The following is a 20,471-nucleotide window of genomic DNA, read 5'->3' on the forward strand; positions in this document are numbered from 1 at the left end:
GGACCGGGCAGACTACCGGGGCTCACCGGGAGCCGCAGGCCGGGTGCTCGGTCAGTGGATATAGAGCAGAGGCAAAAAAGGAGTGCGCCCGCGGTCGTCCCGGGCACGTACCCTTTTCTGTTGTGCCGAACGCCAACGAAGAAAACTCCAGTGCCCTGAGCCAGGTGCAGCACCGCGCGGTCAGCGAACTGTTGCGGGTGTCACCTGTCGCAGACGATCTTGCCCGTCGGTTCCAGGAAGCCGGGTTCACTCTCGCCCTGGTCGGAGGGTCGGTCAGGGACGCGCTGCTGGGCCGGCTCGGCAATGACCTGGACTTCACGACGGACGCCCGTCCCGAGGACGTCCTGAAGATCGTACGGCCGTGGGCGGACGCCGTATGGGAGGTCGGGATCGCCTTCGGCACGGTGGGCTGCCAGAAGAGTGCTCGCGTCGAAGACACCGATCAGAACTTCCAGATCGAGGTGACGACCTACCGCTCGGAGGCCTACGACCGGACCTCGCGCAAGCCCGAGGTCTCCTACGGTGACTCCATCGAGGACGATCTCGTCCGGCGGGACTTCACCGTCAACGCGATGGCTGTGGCACTGCCGCAGAAGGACTTCATCGATCCGTACGGCGGTCTGCAGGACCTCGCCGAGCGTGTGCTGCGCACTCCGAGCACTCCGGAGGAGTCCTTCTCCGACGATCCGCTGCGGATGATGCGCGCGGCACGGTTTGCCGCACAGCTCGACTTCGAGGTGGCGCCCGATGTGGTCGCCGCGATGAAGGCGATGGCCGAACGCATCGACATCGTCTCGGCCGAGCGGGTAAGGGACGAGCTCAACAAGCTGATCCTCTCCGCTTATCCCCGCATGGGACTCGCGCTTCTCGTGGACACGGGCCTGGCTGATCACGTGCTGCCTGAGCTCCCGGCGCTGCGACTGGAGCGTGACGAGCACCACCGGCACAAGGATGTATACGAGCACACGCTGATCGTGCTGGAGCAGGCGATGGCGCTGGAGGACAGCGGCCCCGACCTGACGCTCCGGCTCGCCGCTCTCCTGCATGACATCGGCAAGCCTCGGACGCGTCGCTTTGAGAAGGACGGCCGGGTTTCCTTCCACCACCACGAGGTGGTGGGCGCCAAGATGACCAAGAAGCGCATGGCCGCGCTCAAGTACTCCAATGACCTCGTGAAGGACGTCTCGAGGCTGGTCGAGCTGCACCTGCGCTTCCATGGATACGGCACGGGCGAATGGACGGACTCCGCGGTGCGGCGTTATGTGCGCGACGCCGGCCCCATGCTGGACCGGCTGCACAAGCTGACCCGCTCGGACTGCACGACGCGCAACAAGCGGAGGGCAAGTGCGCTGTCGCGTGCCTACGACGGCTTGGAGGAGCGCATCGCCCTCCTGCAGGAGCAGGAGGAGCTGGACGCGATCCGGCCGGACCTCGACGGCAATCAGATCATGGAGACCCTGGGTGTCGGCCCCGGCCCGGTGGTCGGCCGGGCGTACAAGTTCCTGCTGGAGCTGCGCCTGGAGAACGGGCCGATGGAGCATGACGCGGCGGTGTCGGCGCTCAAGGAGTGGTGGGCGACGCAGCCGCAGGGCTGACGGAGGTGGCGTCGGCGCGGGTCATGTTTCACGTGAAACATGACCCCAAGGGTTCGGTCTGGGCATGCGCGAGGGGCGGTGTTTCACGTGAAACACCGCCCCTCGCGGTAGCAGCCCTATCGCGGTAGCAGCCCTATGCGCGGCAGGAGCTCTACTTGTCCTTCAGGCAGAGCAGGAAGCTCTTGTCGCCGCCGGTCTCCGTGTACGCGTACTGGAAGTCCGAGGCTTCCTCAGAGCACTTCTTGTCCGCCGTCAGGCTGGTGAAAGAGCCCTCGATCTTGGCCAGGACCTTGTACTGGGCCTTGGCGTCACTGCACTTGACGACCTCCAGGTCCGGGTTGTTGTCGTCGGTGCTGCCGCGCTGCATGCAGTCGCCAACGGCGGCCGACTGCGCGTCGTCCTGGCTCGCCCACCAGCCGCCGGCGACCACGATGGCGGCGACGATGAAGCCGCCGATGCGGAGGTACTGCTTGACGCCGCGGCGCGGCTGCTGCGGTGCCGGGGCGGGTGCGCCGATGTACGGGCTGGGCTGCGGAGGAACACCCGGCTGGCCCTGTGTGGCCTGCTGAGCGTAAGGGTTCCCGCCCTCGGGCTGGCCATAGGGCTGCTGACCCTGTGCGAACGGGTTCTGGCCCTGGGGCGGCGGAGTGGTCACTTGGGGGTCCCCCTCGAACTAGGCGCACGCTGGCGCGAATAAGACGCCCGTACGGGCGTGGATAAGACGCACGTAAGCTACCGGGCCCTACTGACAACGCTGTAGCCCAAAGAGGCACTGTGGCATTGATGTGACACTCACTGGCGCTCAAAGCGGGCCATAGCGGCGGCAACCGCCCCGTAGATCACGGCCACCGTGCCCACAAGCGGAACCGACCGTCCGTCAGGAGGCAGCATCAGAGCGGCTACTCCTGCCGCTCCGACGAACGCGACATTGAACAGCACGTCGTACAAGGAGAAGATGCGGCCACGGAAGCCGTCGTCGATCGAGGACTGCACGACCGTGTCCGTGGCGATCTTCGCGCCTTGCGTCGTCAGGCCCAGCACAAAGGCCGCGGCCATCATAGGAGCGGGACTGAACGGCAACCCGAGCGCGGGCTCCAGGACCGCGGCGGCAGCCGCGCACGCGGTGATCCAGCCGCCGGGGCCCAGCCGCCCGGCCGCGTAGGGGGTCACCACGGCCGCCGCAAAGAAGCCGGCTCCCGAGATCAAGACGGCGAGGCCCAGAAGCGCCAGTCCATCTTCCGTCCCGCCAGAACCGCCGGCCCCATCAGCATCATTGGTCCCGCCGGACGACCAGGCGTACCGGCACAGCATCAGCACCATCACCGTCAGCGCGCCGTAGCAGAACCGCATGAGTGTCATCGCGGCCAGGGCACGTGCCGCCATCGGCCGTTTGGCCAGATGCCGTACCCCCGCGGCCAGCCCTCGTGCCGTGCCTGCCACCGCTGCCCACAGGCGCGGCTGCACCAACTCCGGATCCGGTCCCAGCAGTTCACGCGCGATCCGCAGTGAGGCAAGAGCCGCACACACGTAGAGCCCCGCCCCGGACAACACGACCGCGGCGTCGGAGTCCGAGACCACCAGACGCACGACGAAGGCGAGACCACCGCCGGCCGTCGCGGCGAGCGTCCCGGCTGTCGGCGACACGGAGTTGGCCATCACCAGGCGATCGGCGTCGACCACACGCGGCAGCGCGGCCGAAAGCCCTGCCAGCACAAAGCGGTTGACGGCGGTGACGCACAGCGCGGAGGCGTAGAAGAGCCACTCCGGAACGCTGCTCACCATCAGCACGGCCGTCACAGCGGCCAGGAGCGCCCGCAGCAGATTCCCGTAGAGCAACACCTGGCGACGCCGCCAGCGGTCCAGCAGGACGCCGGCGAAGGGGCCGACGAGCGAGTACGGGAGGAGCAGCACCGCCATGGCGGAGGCGACCGCGGCCGGCGACGTCTGCTTCTCCGGAGAGAAGACGACATACGTGGCGAGCGCGACCTGGTATACCCCGTCGGCGCCCTGCGACAGCAGCCGCACGGCGAGCAGGCGCCGGAAGTCCCTGAAGCGCAGGAGGACGCGCAGGTCACGCACCACAGCCATGGGCACAGCCTCACATACGAGGAGGGTCCCCGGGCGACGTGCCCAGGGACCCTCAAGGGTCGTACGACGGACGAGGCTCGGCGCGCGTGGCGCTCCTCTCGCCGGTGCTCCGTCGTGCCTAGCGCTCGACCTCGCCCTTGATGAACTTCTCGACGTTCTCGCGGGCCTGGTCGTCGAAGTACTGGACCGGCGGGGACTTCATGAAGTACGAGGACGCGGAGAGGATGGGGCCGCCGATGCCGCGGTCCTTGGCGATCTTCGCCGCGCGCAGGGCGTCGATGATGACACCCGCGGAGTTCGGGGAGTCCCACACCTCGAGCTTGTACTCGAGGTTCAGCGGGACGTCGCCGAAGGCACGGCCCTCGAGGCGGACGTAGGCCCACTTGCGGTCGTCGAGCCAGGCCACGTAGTCCGACGGGCCGATGTGGACGTTCTTCTCGCCGAGGTCCCGGTCGGGGATCTGGGAGGTGACGGCCTGCGTCTTGGAGATCTTCTTCGACTCGAGGCGGTCGCGCTCGAGCATGTTCTTGAAGTCCATGTTGCCGCCGACGTTCAGCTGCATCGTGCGGTCCAGGACGACGCCCCGGTCCTCGAACAGCTTCGCCATGACGCGGTGCGTGATGGTGGCGCCGACCTGCGACTTGATGTCGTCACCGACGATCGGCACACCGGCCTCGGTGAACTTGTCCGCCCACTCCTTCGTACCGGCGATGAAGACCGGCAGGGCGTTGACGAAGGCGACCTTGGCGTCGATGGCGCACTGGGCGTAGAACTTCGCCGCGTCCTCGGAACCCACCGGCAGGTAGCAGACCAGGACGTCGACCTGCTTGTCCTTGAGGACCTGGACGACGTCGACCGGGGCCTCGGGGGACTCCTCGATCGTCTCGCGGTAGTACTTGCCGAGACCGTCCAGGGTGTGGCCGCGCTGGACGGTCACGCCGGTGGTCGGCACGTCGCAGATCTTGATGGTGTTGTTCTCGCTGGCGCCGATGGCGTTGGCGAGGTCCAGGCCCACCTTCTTGGCGTCCACGTCGAAGGCGGCGACGAACTCGATGTCCCGCACGTGGTAGTCGCCGAACTGGACGTGCATCAGGCCCGGGACCTTGCTGTCCGGGTCGGCGTCCTTGTAGTACTCGACGCCCTGTACCAGCGACGCGGCGCAGTTGCCCACGCCGACGACGGCTACGCGAACCGAACCCATTCCGGTTGCTCCCTGTGTGTTCTCGGTGTTCCGGTATGAGGCCAGCGGAGATGCCGGCCTCATGTGGCGGTGCCGTCGGACGGATCCGGACCGGTGGTGTCCCGGTGCCGGGGCAGGCCGCCCGACTGCCCTGTTGTGTCGTGTCGAGCTGCGTCCCCCGAGGGGGAGGAGGCGTCGGTGGACCGTCGCTGGTCCCGCCCCGCTCGCTCGCTCTCGATGAGCTCGTTCAGCCAGCGCACTTCGCGCTCCACGGACTCCATCCCGTGCCGCTGGAGCTCAAGCGTGTAGTCGTCCAGGCGCTCCCTGGTACGGGCCAGGGAGGCGCGCATCTTCTCCAGACGCTCCTCCAGCCGGCTGCGGCGGCCTTCGAGTACGCGCATGCGTACGTCCCGCGACGTCTGCCCGAAGAACGCGAAGCGGGCAGCGAAGTGCTCGTCCTCGTACGCATCGGGGCCGGTCTGCGAGAGGAGCTCCTCGAAGTGCTCCTTACCTTCCGCCGTCAACCGGTAGACGATCTTGGCGCGGCGTCCCGCCAGCGGAGCGGCCAGGACGTCCTCCGGTGTGCTGCCCGGCTCCTCGATCAACCATCCGTTGGCGACCAGGGTCTTAAGGCAGGGATAGAGCGACCCGTAGCTGAAGGCGCGGAAAACCCCCAGCGACGTGTTGAGCCGTTTGCGCAGCTCATAGCCGTGCATGGGCGACTCGCGAAGCAGGCCGAGTACGGCGAACTCGAGGATGCCGGAACGTCGGCTCATCGTCGCCTCCTGACTGCGTCGGTTCGCGTGTACGGGTCTTTATGCCGAGCTGATGTATCGACTCGATACATCACGACGATAGAACGGCCTTCCGGCTGCGACAAGGGGGGGCATGGTGAACGGCGTCACATCACCGATTCGCAGGAAGCAAGTTGCCTGATTTGGGATGAACTTCGGCCTAGGTGGGTTTTGGCGGTGCGTAGTCTGTGCGCCATGCAGTCCACCGGGAACCAAGTGACGTCAGAGGACGTCCTCGTCCTTGGTGTAATGCGGGTGAGCGCCGTCATGGCCTCATCCGTATGTCGGGGGGAACCGGAAACCAGCCGCCGTTTCCAGGCGCGAGAGCGCCTGCCCGAGGAGTAGTCGTTCGATGAGCGAGCACCGTCGCAAACCGCCGCAGCCACAGGGCGGCGGACGTGCCGCGGCCCGACGTGGCCAGTCCGGCTCGTCATCCGGCCGCCGCGCAGCACCGCGAGGCGCCACCGGATCACCCTCCGATGCGTACGGCTACGGGGGTGGTGGAGGCGAGGAGCGCCCGTACGGCGGCCGCGCCGAGGCCCGCCGTGCGGCACAGCGTGCCGGTGGCGGTGGCCGCCGTAGGGCCGCCGACGGCGGAGGCCGCGGTGGCGGAGGCGGCCGGCGAGGCGGTCCCGGCGGACCGGGCGGCCCTCCGGGCCGCGGCAGGGGCCGCGGCTCCGTGCCTCCGAAGAAGCGGTTCATCGACTACCCGCGCGCGGGGAAGTACGGGGCTGCGCGGTGGGTGCCGTCGTGGCGGTTGGTGACCGGTCTGTTCGTCGGGTTTTTCGGCAGCATGCTGGTGCTGGCGGGGATCGGGTACGCCATGGTGGGTGTGCCGACCGCCGCGAACGCAGCGGCGAGGGCCCAGAACAACGTCTTCTACTGGTCTGACGAGACCCAGATGGCGGCCACTGGTGGCACGAACCGCCAGATCGTGGAAAGCGCCGATATTCCGAAGGAGCTGAAGGACGCGGTGGTCGCCGCCGAGAACGCGTCCTTCTACACGGACAAGGGCGTCGACCCGATGGGCATCGCCCGCGCTCTCTTCAACATGGCTCGGGGTGAAGAGACGCAGGGCGGCTCCACCATCACCCAGCAGTACGTCAAGAACACATATCTCACCCAGGATCAGACCGTCACGCGGAAGTTCAAGGAGCTCTTCATCTCCATAAAGGTGGGCTCCCAGATGACCAAGGACGAGATCCTCGCGAACTACCTCAACACCGCCTTCTACGGCCGTGACTCGTACGGCGTCCAGGCGGCGGCCCAGGCCTACTTCGGCGAGGATGCCAAGGATCTGGACACAGAGCAGTGCGTTTTCCTCGCCAGCGTCCTGAAGGGGCCAAACTTTTTCAATCCCGACGGAGGCATCGGGGCGGGTGCCTCGGCGAAGGAGAACACCGAGCGGGCCAAGAAGCGCTGGAAGTGGATCCTTGACCGTGAGGTCGAGGTGGGACGGATGGAGCCGGCAGAGAGGAAAAAGGTCGGCGAGTTCCCCGAGCTCAAGAAGAAGACCTCGAAGCTGTCCGGCCAGACCGGCTACCTCGTCGACATCGCCAAGGAATACGCCGCGAAGAAGCTCCGAGTGACGACCGAGGAACTGGACCGGGGCGGCGGCTACCGGATCTACACGACCTTCGAGAAGAAAAAGGTCAACCAGCTCGAGGCAGCCGTCAAGAAGACGCAGAAGAGCTTCCTGAAGCCCGAGGAACGCGCCAAGGACAAGTACGTCCAGTTCGGTGCGGCCTCGGTCGATCCGGAGAGCGGCGCGATCGTCGCGCTCTACGGCGGTGACGGCTACGACAAGGGCCACTACTCCAACAACGCCAACACGACGGGTGTGCCGGTCGGATCGACCTGGAAGCCGATCGTGCTGGCCGCCGCGATGGAGCACGGGACCTACCAGACCGAGGGGGAGCCGCTTTCGCCGATGGCCCGGTACAACGGCAACGACCTCCTCGTGATCAAGGATCAGAACGGTGATCCGATCATGGGGTCCAACGGCAAGCCGTTCCGTCAGAAGAACGAGGGCACCACGCCCTGGGGCATGGTGACTCTCAGGAAGGCCATGGAGCAGTCGATCAACTCGCCGTTCGCCCAGCTGGGCGTCGACGTGGGCCTCTCCAACACCCGGAAGACCGCGGAGGCCATGGGCATCCTGCCGGAGTCCTTCGACAAGGGGAATCTCAACAACGTGTCCTTCTCGCTCGGCACGTCGACCCCCAGCGCCATCCGCATGGCGGACGCGTACGCGACCTTCGCGGCCTCGGGCAAGCACTACGAGCCGTACTCGGTCACCAAGGTGATCAAGGACGGCGTCCCGCAGAAAGACTTCGATCCCCCGAAGCAGGAGAACGCCATGGACGAGAACGTCGCCAACAACGTGACGGACGTCCTGGAGAACGTGGTCCAGAAGGGTACCGGCAAGAAGATCGCGGACATCGGGTTCCCGGTGGCCGGCAAGACCGGTACGACCGACAAGAACAAGTCGGCGTGGTTCGTCGGATACACCAGGGAGCTGTCCACAGCCGTCACCCTGTTCAGGACCGACCCGGACAAGGGCAAGCTGCTGTCGATGAACGGCACCGGCGATGTGGAGTCCATCCACGGTGGTGACATCCCGGCCCAGGTCTGGAAGGACTACATGGCCGTGGCGATGAAGGGCGTGAACCCCAAGCCCTTCCCGGAGGCCGAGAAGATCGGTGAGATCATCGGCGCGAGTCCGTCCCCGAGTGCCAGCACCTCTCCCACCGGGGACCCCAGCGCGAGCGTGGCGCCGACCCCCTCGATGTCCGCACCCACCGCAAGCCCGTCGAAGACGAACGGCAACGGCAATACCTGCAGCCCCTGGGATCTGTCCTGCACCGATACCGGCGGAACAACGGACGGCGGAACTGACAGCGGGGGGACGACCGACGGAAGCACCGGAGGTACATCGCCGGCGCCGACGACCAGCTCCGACACCGGCGGCAATGGCAATGGCAATGGCAATGGCAGCGGAGGCTTCTTCGGAGGCCCGGCGGGGTAGCGCTCCTCGCGCCGCCCGTGCGTGTTTCACGTGAAACGAGGGCCGCCGCACCTGACCGGTGTGGCGGCCCTCGCCGCGTTCTCAGGCGCGTACGGCAGTATGTGCGGCATGCCCAGTGCAGAGACGACACGCTCGAGCGTGTACGAGCCGGAACCGGTGCGGCCGACCAGGGAGGACGAGGTCGCCGCGGCCGGCAGCGAGCTGATCGGTGGCCCCCTCGGACGACGGGCCCTGACCGGGACCAGCTGGTGGACTCCCGTGCGCGTCATCGCGCTCGTCATGATCGGCATGTTCGCGCTCGGCATGGTGCAGAAGCTGCCCTGCTACGACGGTGCCTGGTTCTACGGCGCCGGCTCGCAGTACACGCACGCCTGCTACTCCGACATTCCGCACCTCTACCAGGGACGCGGCTTCGCAGACGGCCTCGTGCCGTACTTCGACAAGCTGTCGGGCGACATGGAGTACCTGGAGTACCCCGTGCTGACCGGCGTCTTCATGGAAGTCGCCGCCTGGCTGACCCCCGGCAGCGGATCCATCCAGCGCCAGGAGCAGATCTACTGGATGGTCAATGCCGGAATGCTGATGGTGTGCGCCGCGGTCATCGCCGTCTGCGTCACCCGCACCCACCGGCGCCGCCCCTGGGACGGCCTCCTCGTCGCTTTTGCGCCCGCCCTTGCCCTGACGGCCACCATCAACTGGGATCTGCTCGCTGTGGCCCTCACAGCCGCCGCGATGCTGATGTGGTCGCGGGGCCGAGCCCTGGCCTTCGGCGTGCTGCTCGGCCTCGCCACGGCCGCCAAGCTCTACCCCGTCCTGCTGCTGGGCCCGCTGCTCGTCCTGTGCTGGCGCGCCGGCAGATGGCGTGCGTACGGAACCGCCGTGCTCGGCGCGGTGGTCGCCTGGCTCGTCGTGAACCTCCCCGTGATGCTTCTCGCCATGGAGGGCTGGTCGAAGTTCTACACGTTCAGCCAGGAGCGCGGCGTCGACTTCGGTTCCTTCTGGCTGATCCTCTCCCAGCGGATGGACAGCCCGCTGAGCACTGACACGGTCAACACCCTCGCCACGGTGCTCATGATCGTGGCCTGCGCTGGCATCGGTGCCCTCACCCTGACCGCGCCACGCCGCCCTCGCTTCGCCCAGCTCGCCTTCCTGGTGGTGGCCGCCTTCATCCTCACCAACAAGGTCTACTCACCGCAGTACGTGCTGTGGCTGATCCCGCTCGCCGCCCTGGCCCGCCCCCGCTGGCGGGACTTCCTGATCTGGCAGGCCTGCGAGGTCGCGTACTACCTGGGCATCTGGATGTACCTCGCCTACACGACGAGCGGCGACGCCCACAAGGGACTGCCGCCCGACGGCTATCACCTGGCCATCGCGGCCCACCTGGTCGGGACGCTGTACCTGTGCGGCGTCGTCATCCGCGACATCCTCATGCCCGAGCGTGACGTGGTGCGACGGGCCGGCGACGACGATCCGTCGGGCGGTGTGCTGGACGGCGCGACGGACGTCTTCGTGCTCGGCTACGCGGCTCACCCGCCACGTCATGCCGCGCACTTCGAAGGCCACTACGTCGAGTGGGGCAGAAAGCCCGACGGAATCCCCCCGACCGCACCGACCGCCGCCCAGGAGTGAGCCGCTTCGGAGAAGCCCAGAAATGAGCCGGAGGGGCTGCCGCAGAAGCGCAGACGCGCCATGCGGCAGCCCCTCCGGTTTCAGTGAGGCTTAGTACGGCCGAGCCCTACCGGTCGACGAGCCGGTCGAACTGCGTCGTCGTATGCCGCAGATGAGCCACCAGCTCCTCGCCCACCTTCGGCTCCGGCGCATCCGACGGCACGAACAGAATCGACACCTGCATGTGCGGCGGCTCCGCGAACCAACGCTGCTTGCCCGCCCAGACGAAGGGCGACAGATTGCGGTTGACCGTGGCGAGGCCCGCACGAGCCACGCCCTTGGCACGCGGCATGACGCCGTGGAGCGCCTTCGGGGCCTCCAGGCCCACACCGTGCGACGTACCACCCGCCACCACGACCAGATAGCCGTCGGAGGCGGCCTTCTGCTGCCGGTACCCGAAACGGTCGCCCTTCGCGACGCGCGTGACGTCGAGGACAGCGCCGCGGTACTCGGTCGCCTCATGGTCGCCCAGCCACAGGCGCGTACCGATACGCGCGCGGAACCGGGTCTGCGGGAACTGCTGCTGCAGACGCACGAGTTCATCCGCCTTGAGGTGGCTGACGAACATCGTGTGCAGCGGCAGCCGGGCCGCGCGCAGGCGGTCCATCCACCCTATGACCTCCTCGACGGCGTCCGAGCCGTCGGTGCGGTCCAGCGGCAGATGCATCGCGAACCCCTCGAGACGTACGTCCTCGATGGCCGCATGCAGCTGGGGCAGATCCTGCTCGGTCACGCCGTGCCGCTTCATCGAGGACATGACCTCTATGACGACGCGGGCGCCGACCAGCCCGTGCACCCCGTCGACCGAGGAGACGGAGCGGACGACGCGGTCGGGCAGCGGTACGGGCTCCTCGCCCCGGCGGAACGGCGTCAGTACCAGCAGATCACCGCTGAACCAGTCCTTGATCCGGGCGGCTTCGTAGGTCGTGCCGACGGCGAGCATGTCGGAGCCGAAGCGCGTGGCCTCCTCGGCCAGGCGCTCATGACCGAAGCCGTAGCCGTTGCCCTTGCAGACGGGGACCAGCCCCGGAAACTGGTCGAGCACGTGCTTGTGGTGTGCCCGCCAGCGCGCGGTGTCGACGTAGAGCGTGAGCGCCATGGCCGGTCCCCGAACCTTTCTCGTGATTGCGGTGTATCAGGGTATGAGCTGCGATGTTTCAGGAGAACGAGGGGAAGACTGCGAGGTCAGCGGCGCGACATGTAGATGTCGAGCGCCTTGTGGAGCAGCTTGTTGAGCGGGAAGTCCCACTCGCCGAGGTATTCGGCGGCCTGCCCGCCCGTGCCCACCTTGAACTGGATCAGGCCGAAGAGGTGGTCGGACTCGTCCAGCGAGTCGCTGATACCGCGCAGGTCGTAGACGGTGGCTCCCAGGGCGTAGGCATCGCGCAGCATCCGCCACTGCATGGCGTTCGAGGGCCGGACCTCACGGCCGATGTTGTCGGAGGCGCCGTAGGAGTACCAGACGTGGCCGCCGACGACGAGCATCGTCGCCGCGGACAGGTTCACGCCGTTGTGTCGGGCGAAGTACAGCCGCATGCGGTTGGGGTCCTCGTTGTTGAGGGCCGTCCACATGCGCTGGAAGTACGACAGCGGACGCGGCCGGAAGTGGTCGCGCACGGCCGTGATCTCGTACAGTCGCTGCCACTCGGCGAGGTCTTCGTAGCCGCCCTGGACCACCTCGACGCCGGCCTTCTCGGCCTTCTTGATGTTGCGCCGCCACAGCTGGTTGAAGCCCTTGTGGACGTCCTCGAGGGAACGGCCCGCCAGCGGCACCTGGAAGACATAACGGGGCTGCACGTCGCCGAAGCCCGCGCCCCCGTCCTCACCCTGCTGCCAGCCCATACGGCGCAGCCGGTCCGCGACCTCGAAGGCGCGCGGCTCGATGAAGTCCGCCTCGATGTCGCGCAGGCGCTTCACGTCCGGGTCCTGGATGCCCTTCTTGATCGACGAGGCCTCCCAGCGCCGGATGACCACGGGCGGGCCCATCTTCACCGAGAACGCGCCCTGCTGCTTGAGATGCGCCAGCATCGGCTGCAGCCAGTCGTCGAGGTTCGGCGCGAACCAGTTGATGACGGGGCCCTCGGGCAGATACGCCAGATAGCGCTTGATCTTGGGCAGCTGCCGGTAGAGGACGAGGCCGGCACCCACGAGCTCACCCGTTCGATCGTCGAACCAGCCCAGGTTCTCGGACCGCCACTCCGCCTTGACATCGGACCAGGCCGGGACCTGCATGTGGCTCGCCGCGGGCAGACTCTGGATGTACGCCAGATGCTGCTCTCGGCTGATGGTCCTCAGGGTCAGGCTCATTCGGGGCGCTCCTCGGGCTGGTGTGTCCCCATGGGTACAGGGGCTCCGGCTCTCGCGCCGAAGCCTACTGCGCCGTTCGAGCGCCCTGTCTGGGCGTACGCAACTTGACCCCGGCCGGCACCCGACCGGGGTGTTTCTGACCGTCAATCGGCTCTCAACCGAAGACTCGATCGACCTCGGTCGCCGAGCGGGCGGACTCAGCCGAGTACACGATCGTTCTCGATCTCCGACCGGTCCTGCGCAGCCGTCGACCGGTCTTGTGCAGTCAAGGAATCGATCGCCATCAGCCGCCGGCCGATCGGTCTCAGCCGAGGACTCCGCCGAACAGGCCACCGTGAGCCATGCCCAGGAAGAATCCGATCGCCGAGGCGCCAAGGCCCAGGATCAGACCGAAGCGTTCCCGCGTCGTCTCCGAGATGAACTGGCCGTAGGCGCCCGTGATGATCCCGATCAACCCGGCCCATGAGCTGATCAGATGGAGGCTGTGGAACATCGCCGTGATGAAGGCGATGGCGCCGAGGACCAGCGTCACCGCGGCCAGGGCATCCTGGCGAGGGTGGGGCTTGCCGTCCGTGGCGAAGAGGGAGGTCGCGGAGTTGGGTCGTACTGCCTGTGCCATAGGGGCACCTCCTGCGGAAGACGGCGCATCGTAGCGCCATACACACCCGATGTGTACAGATTGCCGGTGTCCGCCGCCGGATTTCAACCGGAAGCCGGTGTGCGGGTAGTCTGTACCCTCTGCACCGGTGTCTGCCCAGCCCTGCCCAGATCATGGCCGGGAACTCCACCAACGGCGCGTGTCCGGCAGTAATGCTGCCGGAGGCGTTGTCAGTGGCGGCCGATACCGTTGCGTACGCATCACAACCCTCCTGCCACGGAACGACCGTGGCCGCTGAGTCCAAAGGAGGTGGGTTCCACATGCGTCACTACGAGGTGATGGTCATCCTCGACCCCGATCTCGAGGAGCGCGCTGTCTCCCCGCTGATCGAGAACTTCCTCTCCGTCGTCCGTGAGGGCAACGGAAAGGTCGAGAAGGTCGACACCTGGGGCCGTCGTCGTCTCGCGTACGAGATCAAGAAGAAGCCCGAGGGCATCTACTCGGTCATCGACCTGCAGGCCGAGCCTGCGGTCGTCAAGGAGCTCGACCGCCAGATGAACCTGAACGAGTCGGTCCTCCGGACCAAGGTCCTCCGTCCCGAGACCCACTGAGCTTCCTAGCTCAGCGGTAACCGGGATTCGAGTAGCAGCAAGCAGCCAGCAAACCCGCCGAGAGGTTCCCCCATGGCAGGCGAGACCGTCATCACGGTCATCGGCAATCTCGTCGATGACCCCGAGCTGCGCTTCACCCCTTCCGGTGCGGCCGTCGCGAAGTTCCGTGTCGCGTCCACTCCCCGCACCTTCGACCGCCAGACGAACGAGTGGAAGGACGGCGAGAGCCTCTTCCTGACCTGCTCGGTCTGGCGTCAGGCGGCGGAGAACGTCGCCGAGTCGCTTCAGCGAGGCATGCGCGTCATCGTGCAGGGCCGGCTGAAGCAGCGGTCCTACGAGGACCGTGAGGGCGTCAAGCGCACGGTCTACGAGCTCGACGTCGACGAGGTCGGCGCGAGCCTGCGCAGTGCCACGGCCAAGGTCACCAAGACCTCCGGCCGAGGCAGCCAGGGCGGTTACGGCGGCGGCGGTGGTGGCGGCCAGCAGGGCGGCGGCTGGGGCGGTGGCCCCGGTGGCGGTCAGCAGCAGGGGGGCGGCGCTCCCGCCGACGACCCCTGGGCGACCGGTGCGCCGGCCGGCGGCGGCCAGCAGGGCGGCGGTGGCTGGGGCGGCGGCTCCGGCGGCGGCTACTCGGACGAGCCCCCCTTCTAGGCCCTCGGGCCAGGGGGCGGGTCGTACCCAAACTTCTTGATCACACAGGAGAAACACCATGGCGAAGCCGCCTGTGCGCAAGCCGAAGAAGAAGGTCTGCGCTTTCTGCAAGGACAAGGTCACGTACGTGGACTACAAGGACACGAACATGCTGCGGAAGTTCATTTCCGACCGCGGCAAGATCCGTGCCCGCCGCGTGACCGGCAACTGCACGCAGCACCAGCGTGACGTCGCCACGGCCGTGAAGAACAGCCGTGAGATGGCGCTGCTGCCCTACACGTCCACCGCGCGATAAGGGAAGGGTGACCGACACATGAAGATCATCCTTACCCACGAGGTCTCCGGCCTCGGCACCGCGGGCGACGTCGTCGACGTCAAGGACGGTTACGCTCGCAACTACCTGATCCCGCGGAACTTCGCGATCCGTTGGACCAAGGGTGGCGAGAAGGACGTCGAGCAGATCCGTCGTGCTCGCAAGATCCACGAGATCGCGACCATCGAGCAGGCCAACGAGATCAAGGGCCGCCTCGAGGGCGTCAAGGTCCGCCTGGCCGTCCGCTCCGGCGACGCCGGTCGGCTCTTCGGTTCCGTCACCCCGGCCGACATCGCCTCGGCGATCAAGGCTGCCGGTGGCCCCGAGGTCGACAAGCGCCGCATCGAGCTGGGTGCGCCGATCAAGACCCTGGGCGCCCACGCGACGTCCGTGCGTCTGCACCCCGAGGTTGCCGCCAAGGTCAACATCGAGGTCGTCGCCGCGTAAGCGCTGCGCTCGGCAGAGCTGAGAGAAGGGCCGCACCCATCCAGGTGCGGCCCTTCTTGCTGCGTTACGTCTTGGTGGTGGCGTTGCCGTGTGTTTCACGTGAAACGGGGTGCGCAGGGAAGGAACGACTGCCCACAGCGGTCTGCGCCCCGTATCAGCGCGTCGCCCCTGTGACGATCCAGCGGCCCGAGCGGGAGCGGAGCCACAAGGTCAGCATTCGCACGGCCATCATCAGCGTCATCGCACCCCACAGCGCGGTGAGTCCCCCTCCGAAGACGGGTACGAGCAGCGCCACGGGAGTGAAGACAGCGAGGGTGACCAGCATGGCCCAGGCCAGATATGGACCGTCTCCAGCGCCCATCAGGACTCCGTCGAGGATGAAGACGATGCCCGAGATCGGCTGGGACACGGCCACCACGATGAGGGCGGGCAGCGCCACGTTCTGGACGGCCGAGTCACTGGTGAAGAGTGGGATGAACAGCGGCCTGGTGACGATCACCAGTAGGCCGAGCACGATGCCGGCGGCGACGCCCCACTGCACCATCCTGCGGCAGGCATCACGTGCTCCCTGGGCGTCTCCGGCTCCGAGGTAGCGTCCGATGATGGCCTGACCCGCGATGGCGATCGCGTCGAGCGCAAAGGCCAGTAGGCTCCACAACGACAGAATGATCTGGTGGGCGGCCACGTCCGCATCGCCGAGCCGGGCGGCCACCGCGGTGGCGATCATGAGAATCGCCCGTAGCGACAGCGTGCGGACCAGCAGTGGCGCACCGGCCTGGGCACAGGCTCGTATACCGGCGGCGTCCGGCCTCAGCGACGCACCGTGCCGCCTGGCGCCGCGGATGACGACGGCGAGATACGCAGCGGCCATGGCCCACTGGGCTATGACGGTGCCCCATGCGGAACCGGCAATGCCTAGCCCGGCACCGTAGACGAGGCCCGCGTTGAGGCCTGCGTTGGCGACGAAGCCCGCGATCGCCACGTAGAGGGGTGTCCTCGTGTCCTGCAGACCACGCAGCACGCCGGTGGCGGCGAGCACGATGAGCATGGCCGGGATGCCGAGCGCGGAGATCCGCAGATAGGTGATCGCGTAGGGCGCCGCGGTGTCCGAGGCGCCGAAGAGCTCCACGAGGGCCGGGGCCGTGGGCAGGACGACGGTGATGACGGCGGCACCGAGCAGCAGGGCCAGCCAGATTCCGTCCATGCCCTGACGGATGGCTGCCTGCAGATCTCCGGCACCGACCCTGCGGGCGACGGCGGCCGTGGTGGCGTAGGCGAGGAAGACGAAGACGCTCACGGCCGTCATCAGAAGGGCCGAGGCCACGCCGAGACCGGCGAGCTGGGCGGTGCCGAGATGACCGACGATGGCGCTGTCGGCCAGCACGAAGAGGGGCTCGGCGACGAGTGCACCGAAGGCCGGGACGGCCAGCGCGATGATCTCTCGATCGTGCCGGCGCCGGGCGACCTTGGTGGTCGCGGAAGCCTGTGTCATGTGCACCAATGTAATCGTCCACAGGTAAGTGATGCAACGCCCCTTCATCCCTTACTCAGGGGTCTGGTTGACGCTTGGTCATGCACCGGTCGCAGCGAACTTGGTCCGATGGGGGAAGTTTTTCTTCTGCACAGCCGGTGGACGGGAGAACCGCAGCTCAAGAGGGGTTTTCCAGTGAAGCTGAGGGCTTGTTCACAGTGCTGTCCACCGGGTCGTGCACAGGTTTGGCGAGGTTCTCCACAGCATCGGAGCCGTCGTCCACAGGACCTGTGGATAACCAGATTGGCTGACGGTGCCGAGGGGCCTACCGTGGTCCGGCGCCCGACCCGTTCCGCGGCCTTGTGAACGTCGCAGAAACCGACCGTCAGAACCGGAGCTGGGCCTCTCATTTTGTCAGTGCCGTGCCGTAGAAAGAGGGGCGCGGAATGTCCGCGCGCAGCACGGGAGGAGGTGGCTCGGTGAGTATTTCCGAGCCCTTGGACGAACCCTGGGCCGACAGCGGTCCAGGGGACCGTCTGCCTGTCTCCCGCCCGCGCCGTGAGTCCGGCCGGAGCCGCGACGAGCAGCACGACCGCGGCCGCGAGGGGGGTTCCTGGGACGGCGGCGGTCCGTCATTCGAGCGCGTACCGCCGCAGGATCTCGACGCCGAGCAGTCGGTCCTTGGCGGCATGCTGCTGTCGAAGGACGCCATTGCCGATGTCGTCGAGGTACTCAAGGGCCACGACTTCTACCGGCCCGCACACGAGACGATCTATCAGGCGATCCTCGACCTGTATGCGAAGGGCGAGCCGGCCGACCCGATCACGGTGGCCGCGGAGCTGACCAAGCGCGGTGAGATCAGCCGGGTCGGCGGCGCTCCGTATCTCCACTCCCTCGTCCAGACCGTCCCGACCGCTGCGAACGCCGAGTACTACGCGGAGATCGTTCACGAGCGCGCTGTCCTACGGCGTCTGGTGGAGGCTGGCACACGCATCACCCAGATGGGATACGCGGCCGACGGCGACGTCGACGAGATCGTCAACAGCGCCCAGGCCGAGATCTATGCCGTCACCGAGCAGCGCACCAGCGAGGACTATCTGCCGCTCGGCGACATCATGGAGGGCGCGCTCGACGAGATCGAGGCGATCGGTTCGCGCAGCGGCGAGATGACCGGTGTGCCGACGGGCTTCACGGACTTCGATTCCCTGACGAACGGCCTGCACCCGGGCCAGATGATCGTCATTGCTGCCCGTCCGGCCATGGGTAAGTCGACGCTCGCTCTGGACTTCGCGCGCGCGGCCTCCATCAAGCACAACCTGCCCAGCGTGATCTTCTCCCTGGAAATGGGGCGGAACGAGATCGCGATGCGTCTGCTGTCCGCGGAGGCGCGGGTGGCGCTGCACCACATGCGGTCCGGCACGATGACGGACGAGGACTGGACGCGGCTGGCGCGTCGGATGCCGGATGTGTCGGCGGCCCCGCTCTACATCGACGACTCGCCGAACCTGTCGATGATGGAGATCCGCGCCAAGTGCCGCCGGCTTAAACAGCGGAGTGATCTGAAGCTCGTCGTCATCGACTATCTGCAGCTGATGCAGTCAGGGGGCTCGAAGCGAGCGGAGAGCCGTCAGCAGGAGGTCTCGGACATGTCGCGAAACCTCAAGCTGCTGGCCAAGGAGCTTGAGATCCCGGTCATCGCGCTCTCCCAGCTGAACCGTGGTCCCGAACAGCGCACCGACAAGAAGCCGATGGTCTCGGACCTGCGCGAGTCCGGCTCCATCGAGCAGGACGCCGACATGGTCATCCTGCTCCACCGTGAGGACGCCTACGAGAAGGAGTCGCCCCGTGCGGGCGAGGCGGACCTGATCGTGGCGAAGCACCGTAACGGCCCCACGGCGACGATCACGGTCGCCTTCCAGGGGCACTATTCGCGGTTCGTGGATATGGCACAGACCTGATCCACCCTGTAGGGTCTCGCGGCTGGTGTCGTAATCTCACGGGCCGTGTCGTACTGATGTCGTATACGACATCACCGTGAGACTAGCGTGTGGGTGCTGCTGCTCAGCGCCTCGTCTCGTACCTGGTCAGGACCACGCCGCCGGGAAACGTCCGCGTCTCCACCAGGTTCAGGTTCACCCAGCTGTCCAGCGCGGTGAAGAACGGCGTGCCGCTGCCCACCAGGACCGGATGGGCGGCGATCGCGTACTCGTCGATCAGCCCGGCGCGCATGGCCGCCCCGGCGAGCGTTGCGCCGCCGATGTTCATTGGGCCGCCGTCCTCGGCCTTGAGCCGGGTGATCTCGGCGATCGCGTCGCCGGTGACCAGGCGGGTGTTCCAGTCGACCTTGTCGATCGTCGAGGAGAACACCACCTTCGGCGTGTCCCGCCAGTTCCGCGCGAACTCGATCTCCGCCGGGGTGGCGTTGGGCTGCTGGTCGCCGGTTGGCCAGTAGGAGCTCATCGTCTCCCACAGCTTGCGCCCATACAGCGACAGGCCACTCGCCTGCTCGTGGCCGAGCCACCACTGGAACAGCTCGTCGCTCGGCGGTCCGCTCCAGCCGATGTCGTCGCCGGCCGCGGCGATGTAGCCGTCCAGGGTCAGGTTCATGCCGTAGATCAGTTTCCGCATGGCGCAGCCTTCCGTCCGTGGGTGTCCGGCGTATAGACCAGCGCGGCGCGGGAAACTCATCGGTGCGCGATCTGGGCTCGCCGGTAGTCCTCGTGCTCGGGGCTCAGCGTGGTGTACTCGGCCGACTCGGGCAAGCCGCCTGATCTCGACCTCGCCCTCGCGAGGAAATGCCACGGATTTGAGACTGATCATGGGTGACAAGGCCGTGAGACAGCCAAGAACGCCCAGGTCACGCAAGATCGACATGTTACGAGCGGCGAGACCCTATACCTGTGTAGACCGTATGAAGTGGCCGTCTTGAGCTGGGTGATGAGGGCGGCTGCCGCACCGAAGACCGATGCTTCGCAGGGAAGTTGACGCGGGTTGCCTACCGGGGGGCACGGTGGCGGGTAGTGCCGCAATTGTGGCGGGGGACGGGTCCGGTTACCGGGAGGCACCGGATCTTTTCCGAGCGTACTTCGGTCGGCCTGGATGTCCACGCCCGCACCACGACGGCCTGGGCCCTGGACGGCGAGACGGGCGAGGTTTTCAGCGAGCGTCTCGACGCCGAGACGCACAACGTGCTGGCGTGGGTGGCCACGCTGCCGCAGCCGGCCGCGGTCGCCTATGAGGCCGCGCCGACCGCGTTCGTGCCGGCCCGGGCCCTGGACGGGATCGGCATTCGGTGCGAGTGGCAGCGCCGTCGTTCGGCCTGGCCGTCGAGGTCGGAGACTGGCAGCGGTTTACCGGCGCGACCATCGGCGCCTACCTCGGCCTGGTGCCCAGCGAGCACTCCTCCGGCACCAACCGGACCCTGGGCCCGATCACCAAGACCGGCAACAGCCATGCCCGGCGCCTGCTGGTGGAGGCGTCTTGGCAGCACTACAAGCCCTAGCGCGGCCCCGGGGTGACCCTGCGTCGCCGCATGGAACTGGCTCCGCCGGCCGTGCGCCAGCGGGCCGAGCAGGCAACCGGCGCCTGCACCAACGCTGGGAAAGGCTTCCCGGCGAGGAAGAAGAACACGAACGTCGCCGCCGTCGTGGTGGCCCGCGAACTGGCGGGCTGGTGCTGGAGTTTGTCGGTCATGTGCAACTGACCCTCCGGGGTCCACAG

19 protein-coding genes are annotated in these 20,471 nt (G+C 67.2%); 10 read left to right on the forward strand and 9 right to left on the reverse strand.

Annotated features, from left to right (window positions below; all coding sequences use genetic code 11):
- Positions 1–122: 122 nt before the first annotated feature.
- Positions 123–1,595, forward strand: coding sequence for a CCA tRNA nucleotidyltransferase (locus H1D24_RS06015; protein WP_181656302.1), 1,473 nt, complete (start codon positions 123–125; stop codon positions 1,593–1,595).
- A 151-nt stretch (positions 1,596–1,746) separates the two neighbouring features.
- Here the strand turns inward: H1D24_RS06015 and H1D24_RS06020 are convergent, their stop codons facing one another.
- From H1D24_RS06020 to H1D24_RS06035, 4 genes are all read right to left on the reverse strand, one after another.
- On the reverse strand, positions 1,747–2,250 hold the full coding sequence (locus H1D24_RS06020; RefSeq protein WP_181656303.1) for an LppU/SCO3897 family protein: 504 nt from the start codon (positions 2,248–2,250) through the stop codon (positions 1,747–1,749).
- 137 nt (positions 2,251–2,387) lie between these two features.
- On the reverse strand, positions 2,388–3,683 hold the full coding sequence (locus H1D24_RS06025) for an MFS transporter (RefSeq protein WP_181656304.1): 1,296 nt from the start codon (positions 3,681–3,683) through the stop codon (positions 2,388–2,390).
- A 118-nt stretch (positions 3,684–3,801) separates the two neighbouring features.
- Complete coding sequence (locus tag H1D24_RS06030) at positions 3,802–4,884, reverse strand: inositol-3-phosphate synthase (RefSeq protein ID WP_181656305.1); 1,083 nt, start codon at positions 4,882–4,884, stop codon at positions 3,802–3,804.
- A gap of 59 nt (positions 4,885–4,943) precedes the next feature.
- Complete coding sequence (locus H1D24_RS06035; protein ID WP_181656306.1) at positions 4,944–5,639, reverse strand: PadR family transcriptional regulator; 696 nt, start codon at positions 5,637–5,639, stop codon at positions 4,944–4,946.
- Positions 5,640–6,009: 370 nt separating this feature from the next.
- Between H1D24_RS06035 and H1D24_RS06040 the strand changes: the two genes are divergently transcribed.
- Positions 6,010–8,685 (forward strand): transglycosylase domain-containing protein, encoded by a 2,676-nt coding sequence (locus H1D24_RS06040; protein WP_181656307.1) that lies wholly within the window; start codon positions 6,010–6,012, stop codon positions 8,683–8,685.
- Positions 8,686–8,793: 108 nt separating this feature from the next.
- Positions 8,794–10,314 carry a glycosyltransferase family 87 protein gene (locus H1D24_RS06045; RefSeq protein WP_181656308.1) on the forward strand — a complete coding sequence of 507 codons (1,521 nt, stop codon included), beginning with the start codon at positions 8,794–8,796 and terminating at the stop codon, positions 10,312–10,314.
- A gap of 106 nt (positions 10,315–10,420) precedes the next feature.
- On the opposite strand, the gene H1D24_RS06050 is transcribed toward H1D24_RS06045, so the two are convergent.
- The 3 genes from H1D24_RS06050 to H1D24_RS06060 all read right to left on the reverse strand — a co-directional run bounded on the left by H1D24_RS06050 (position 10,421) and on the right by H1D24_RS06060 (position 13,279).
- Complete coding sequence (locus H1D24_RS06050) at positions 10,421–11,452, reverse strand: alanine racemase (RefSeq protein ID WP_181656309.1); 1,032 nt, start codon at positions 11,450–11,452, stop codon at positions 10,421–10,423.
- 86 nt (positions 11,453–11,538) lie between these two features.
- On the reverse strand, positions 11,539–12,660 hold the full coding sequence (gene femX, locus H1D24_RS06055) for a peptidoglycan bridge formation glycyltransferase FemX (RefSeq protein ID WP_181656310.1): 1,122 nt from the start codon (positions 12,658–12,660) through the stop codon (positions 11,539–11,541).
- 304 nt (positions 12,661–12,964) lie between these two features.
- On the reverse strand, positions 12,965–13,279 hold the full coding sequence (locus tag H1D24_RS06060; protein ID WP_181656311.1) for a hypothetical protein: 315 nt from the start codon (positions 13,277–13,279) through the stop codon (positions 12,965–12,967).
- Positions 13,280–13,578: 299 nt separating this feature from the next.
- Here H1D24_RS06060 and rpsF point away from each other — a divergent pair, with 299 nt between their 5' ends.
- The 4 genes from rpsF to rplI all read left to right on the forward strand — a co-directional run bounded on the left by rpsF (position 13,579) and on the right by rplI (position 15,280).
- Positions 13,579–13,869, forward strand: a complete 291-nt coding sequence (gene rpsF, locus H1D24_RS06065) for a 30S ribosomal protein S6 (protein ID WP_004950685.1) — start codon at positions 13,579–13,581, stop codon at positions 13,867–13,869.
- A gap of 72 nt (positions 13,870–13,941) precedes the next feature.
- Positions 13,942–14,520, forward strand: a complete 579-nt coding sequence (locus H1D24_RS06070) for a single-stranded DNA-binding protein (protein WP_181656312.1) — start codon at positions 13,942–13,944, stop codon at positions 14,518–14,520.
- Positions 14,521–14,578: 58 nt separating this feature from the next.
- On the forward strand, positions 14,579–14,815 hold the full coding sequence (gene rpsR, locus H1D24_RS06075) for a 30S ribosomal protein S18 (RefSeq protein WP_003949403.1): 237 nt from the start codon (positions 14,579–14,581) through the stop codon (positions 14,813–14,815).
- Between the two features lie 18 nt (positions 14,816–14,833).
- Complete coding sequence (rplI, locus tag H1D24_RS06080) at positions 14,834–15,280, forward strand: 50S ribosomal protein L9 (RefSeq protein ID WP_181656313.1); 447 nt, start codon at positions 14,834–14,836, stop codon at positions 15,278–15,280.
- 154 nt (positions 15,281–15,434) lie between these two features.
- Here rplI and H1D24_RS06085 read toward each other — a convergent pair whose 3' ends face one another.
- Positions 15,435–16,772, reverse strand: a complete 1,338-nt coding sequence (locus H1D24_RS06085; RefSeq protein WP_181656314.1) for an MATE family efflux transporter — start codon at positions 16,770–16,772, stop codon at positions 15,435–15,437.
- Positions 16,773–17,230: 458 nt separating this feature from the next.
- Here H1D24_RS06085 and dnaB point away from each other — a divergent pair, with 458 nt between their 5' ends.
- Positions 17,231–18,709 carry a replicative DNA helicase gene (gene dnaB / locus H1D24_RS06090; protein WP_181656315.1) on the forward strand — a complete coding sequence of 493 codons (1,479 nt, stop codon included), beginning with the start codon at positions 17,231–17,233 and terminating at the stop codon, positions 18,707–18,709.
- Positions 18,710–18,812: 103 nt separating this feature from the next.
- Here dnaB and H1D24_RS06095 read toward each other — a convergent pair whose 3' ends face one another.
- A complete protein-coding gene (locus H1D24_RS06095) occupies positions 18,813–19,379 on the reverse strand; it encodes a dihydrofolate reductase family protein (protein WP_181656316.1) in 567 nt (188 codons plus the stop codon).
- 670 nt (positions 19,380–20,049) lie between these two features.
- On the opposite strand from H1D24_RS06095, the gene H1D24_RS41690 reads away from it, so the two are divergent.
- Positions 20,050–20,253: a transposase gene (locus H1D24_RS41690; protein ID WP_220136386.1), complete on the forward strand. Its 204-nt coding sequence runs from the start codon at positions 20,050–20,052 to the stop codon at positions 20,251–20,253.
- 30 nt (positions 20,254–20,283) lie between these two features.
- Positions 20,284–20,454, forward strand: a complete 171-nt coding sequence (locus H1D24_RS41695; RefSeq protein ID WP_220136387.1) for a hypothetical protein — start codon at positions 20,284–20,286, stop codon at positions 20,452–20,454.
- Positions 20,455–20,471: the final 17 nt, after the last annotated feature.

Source organism: Streptomyces himalayensis subsp. himalayensis (assembly GCF_013778455.1).
GTDB lineage: Bacteria > Actinomycetota > Actinomycetes > Streptomycetales > Streptomycetaceae > Streptomyces > Streptomyces himalayensis.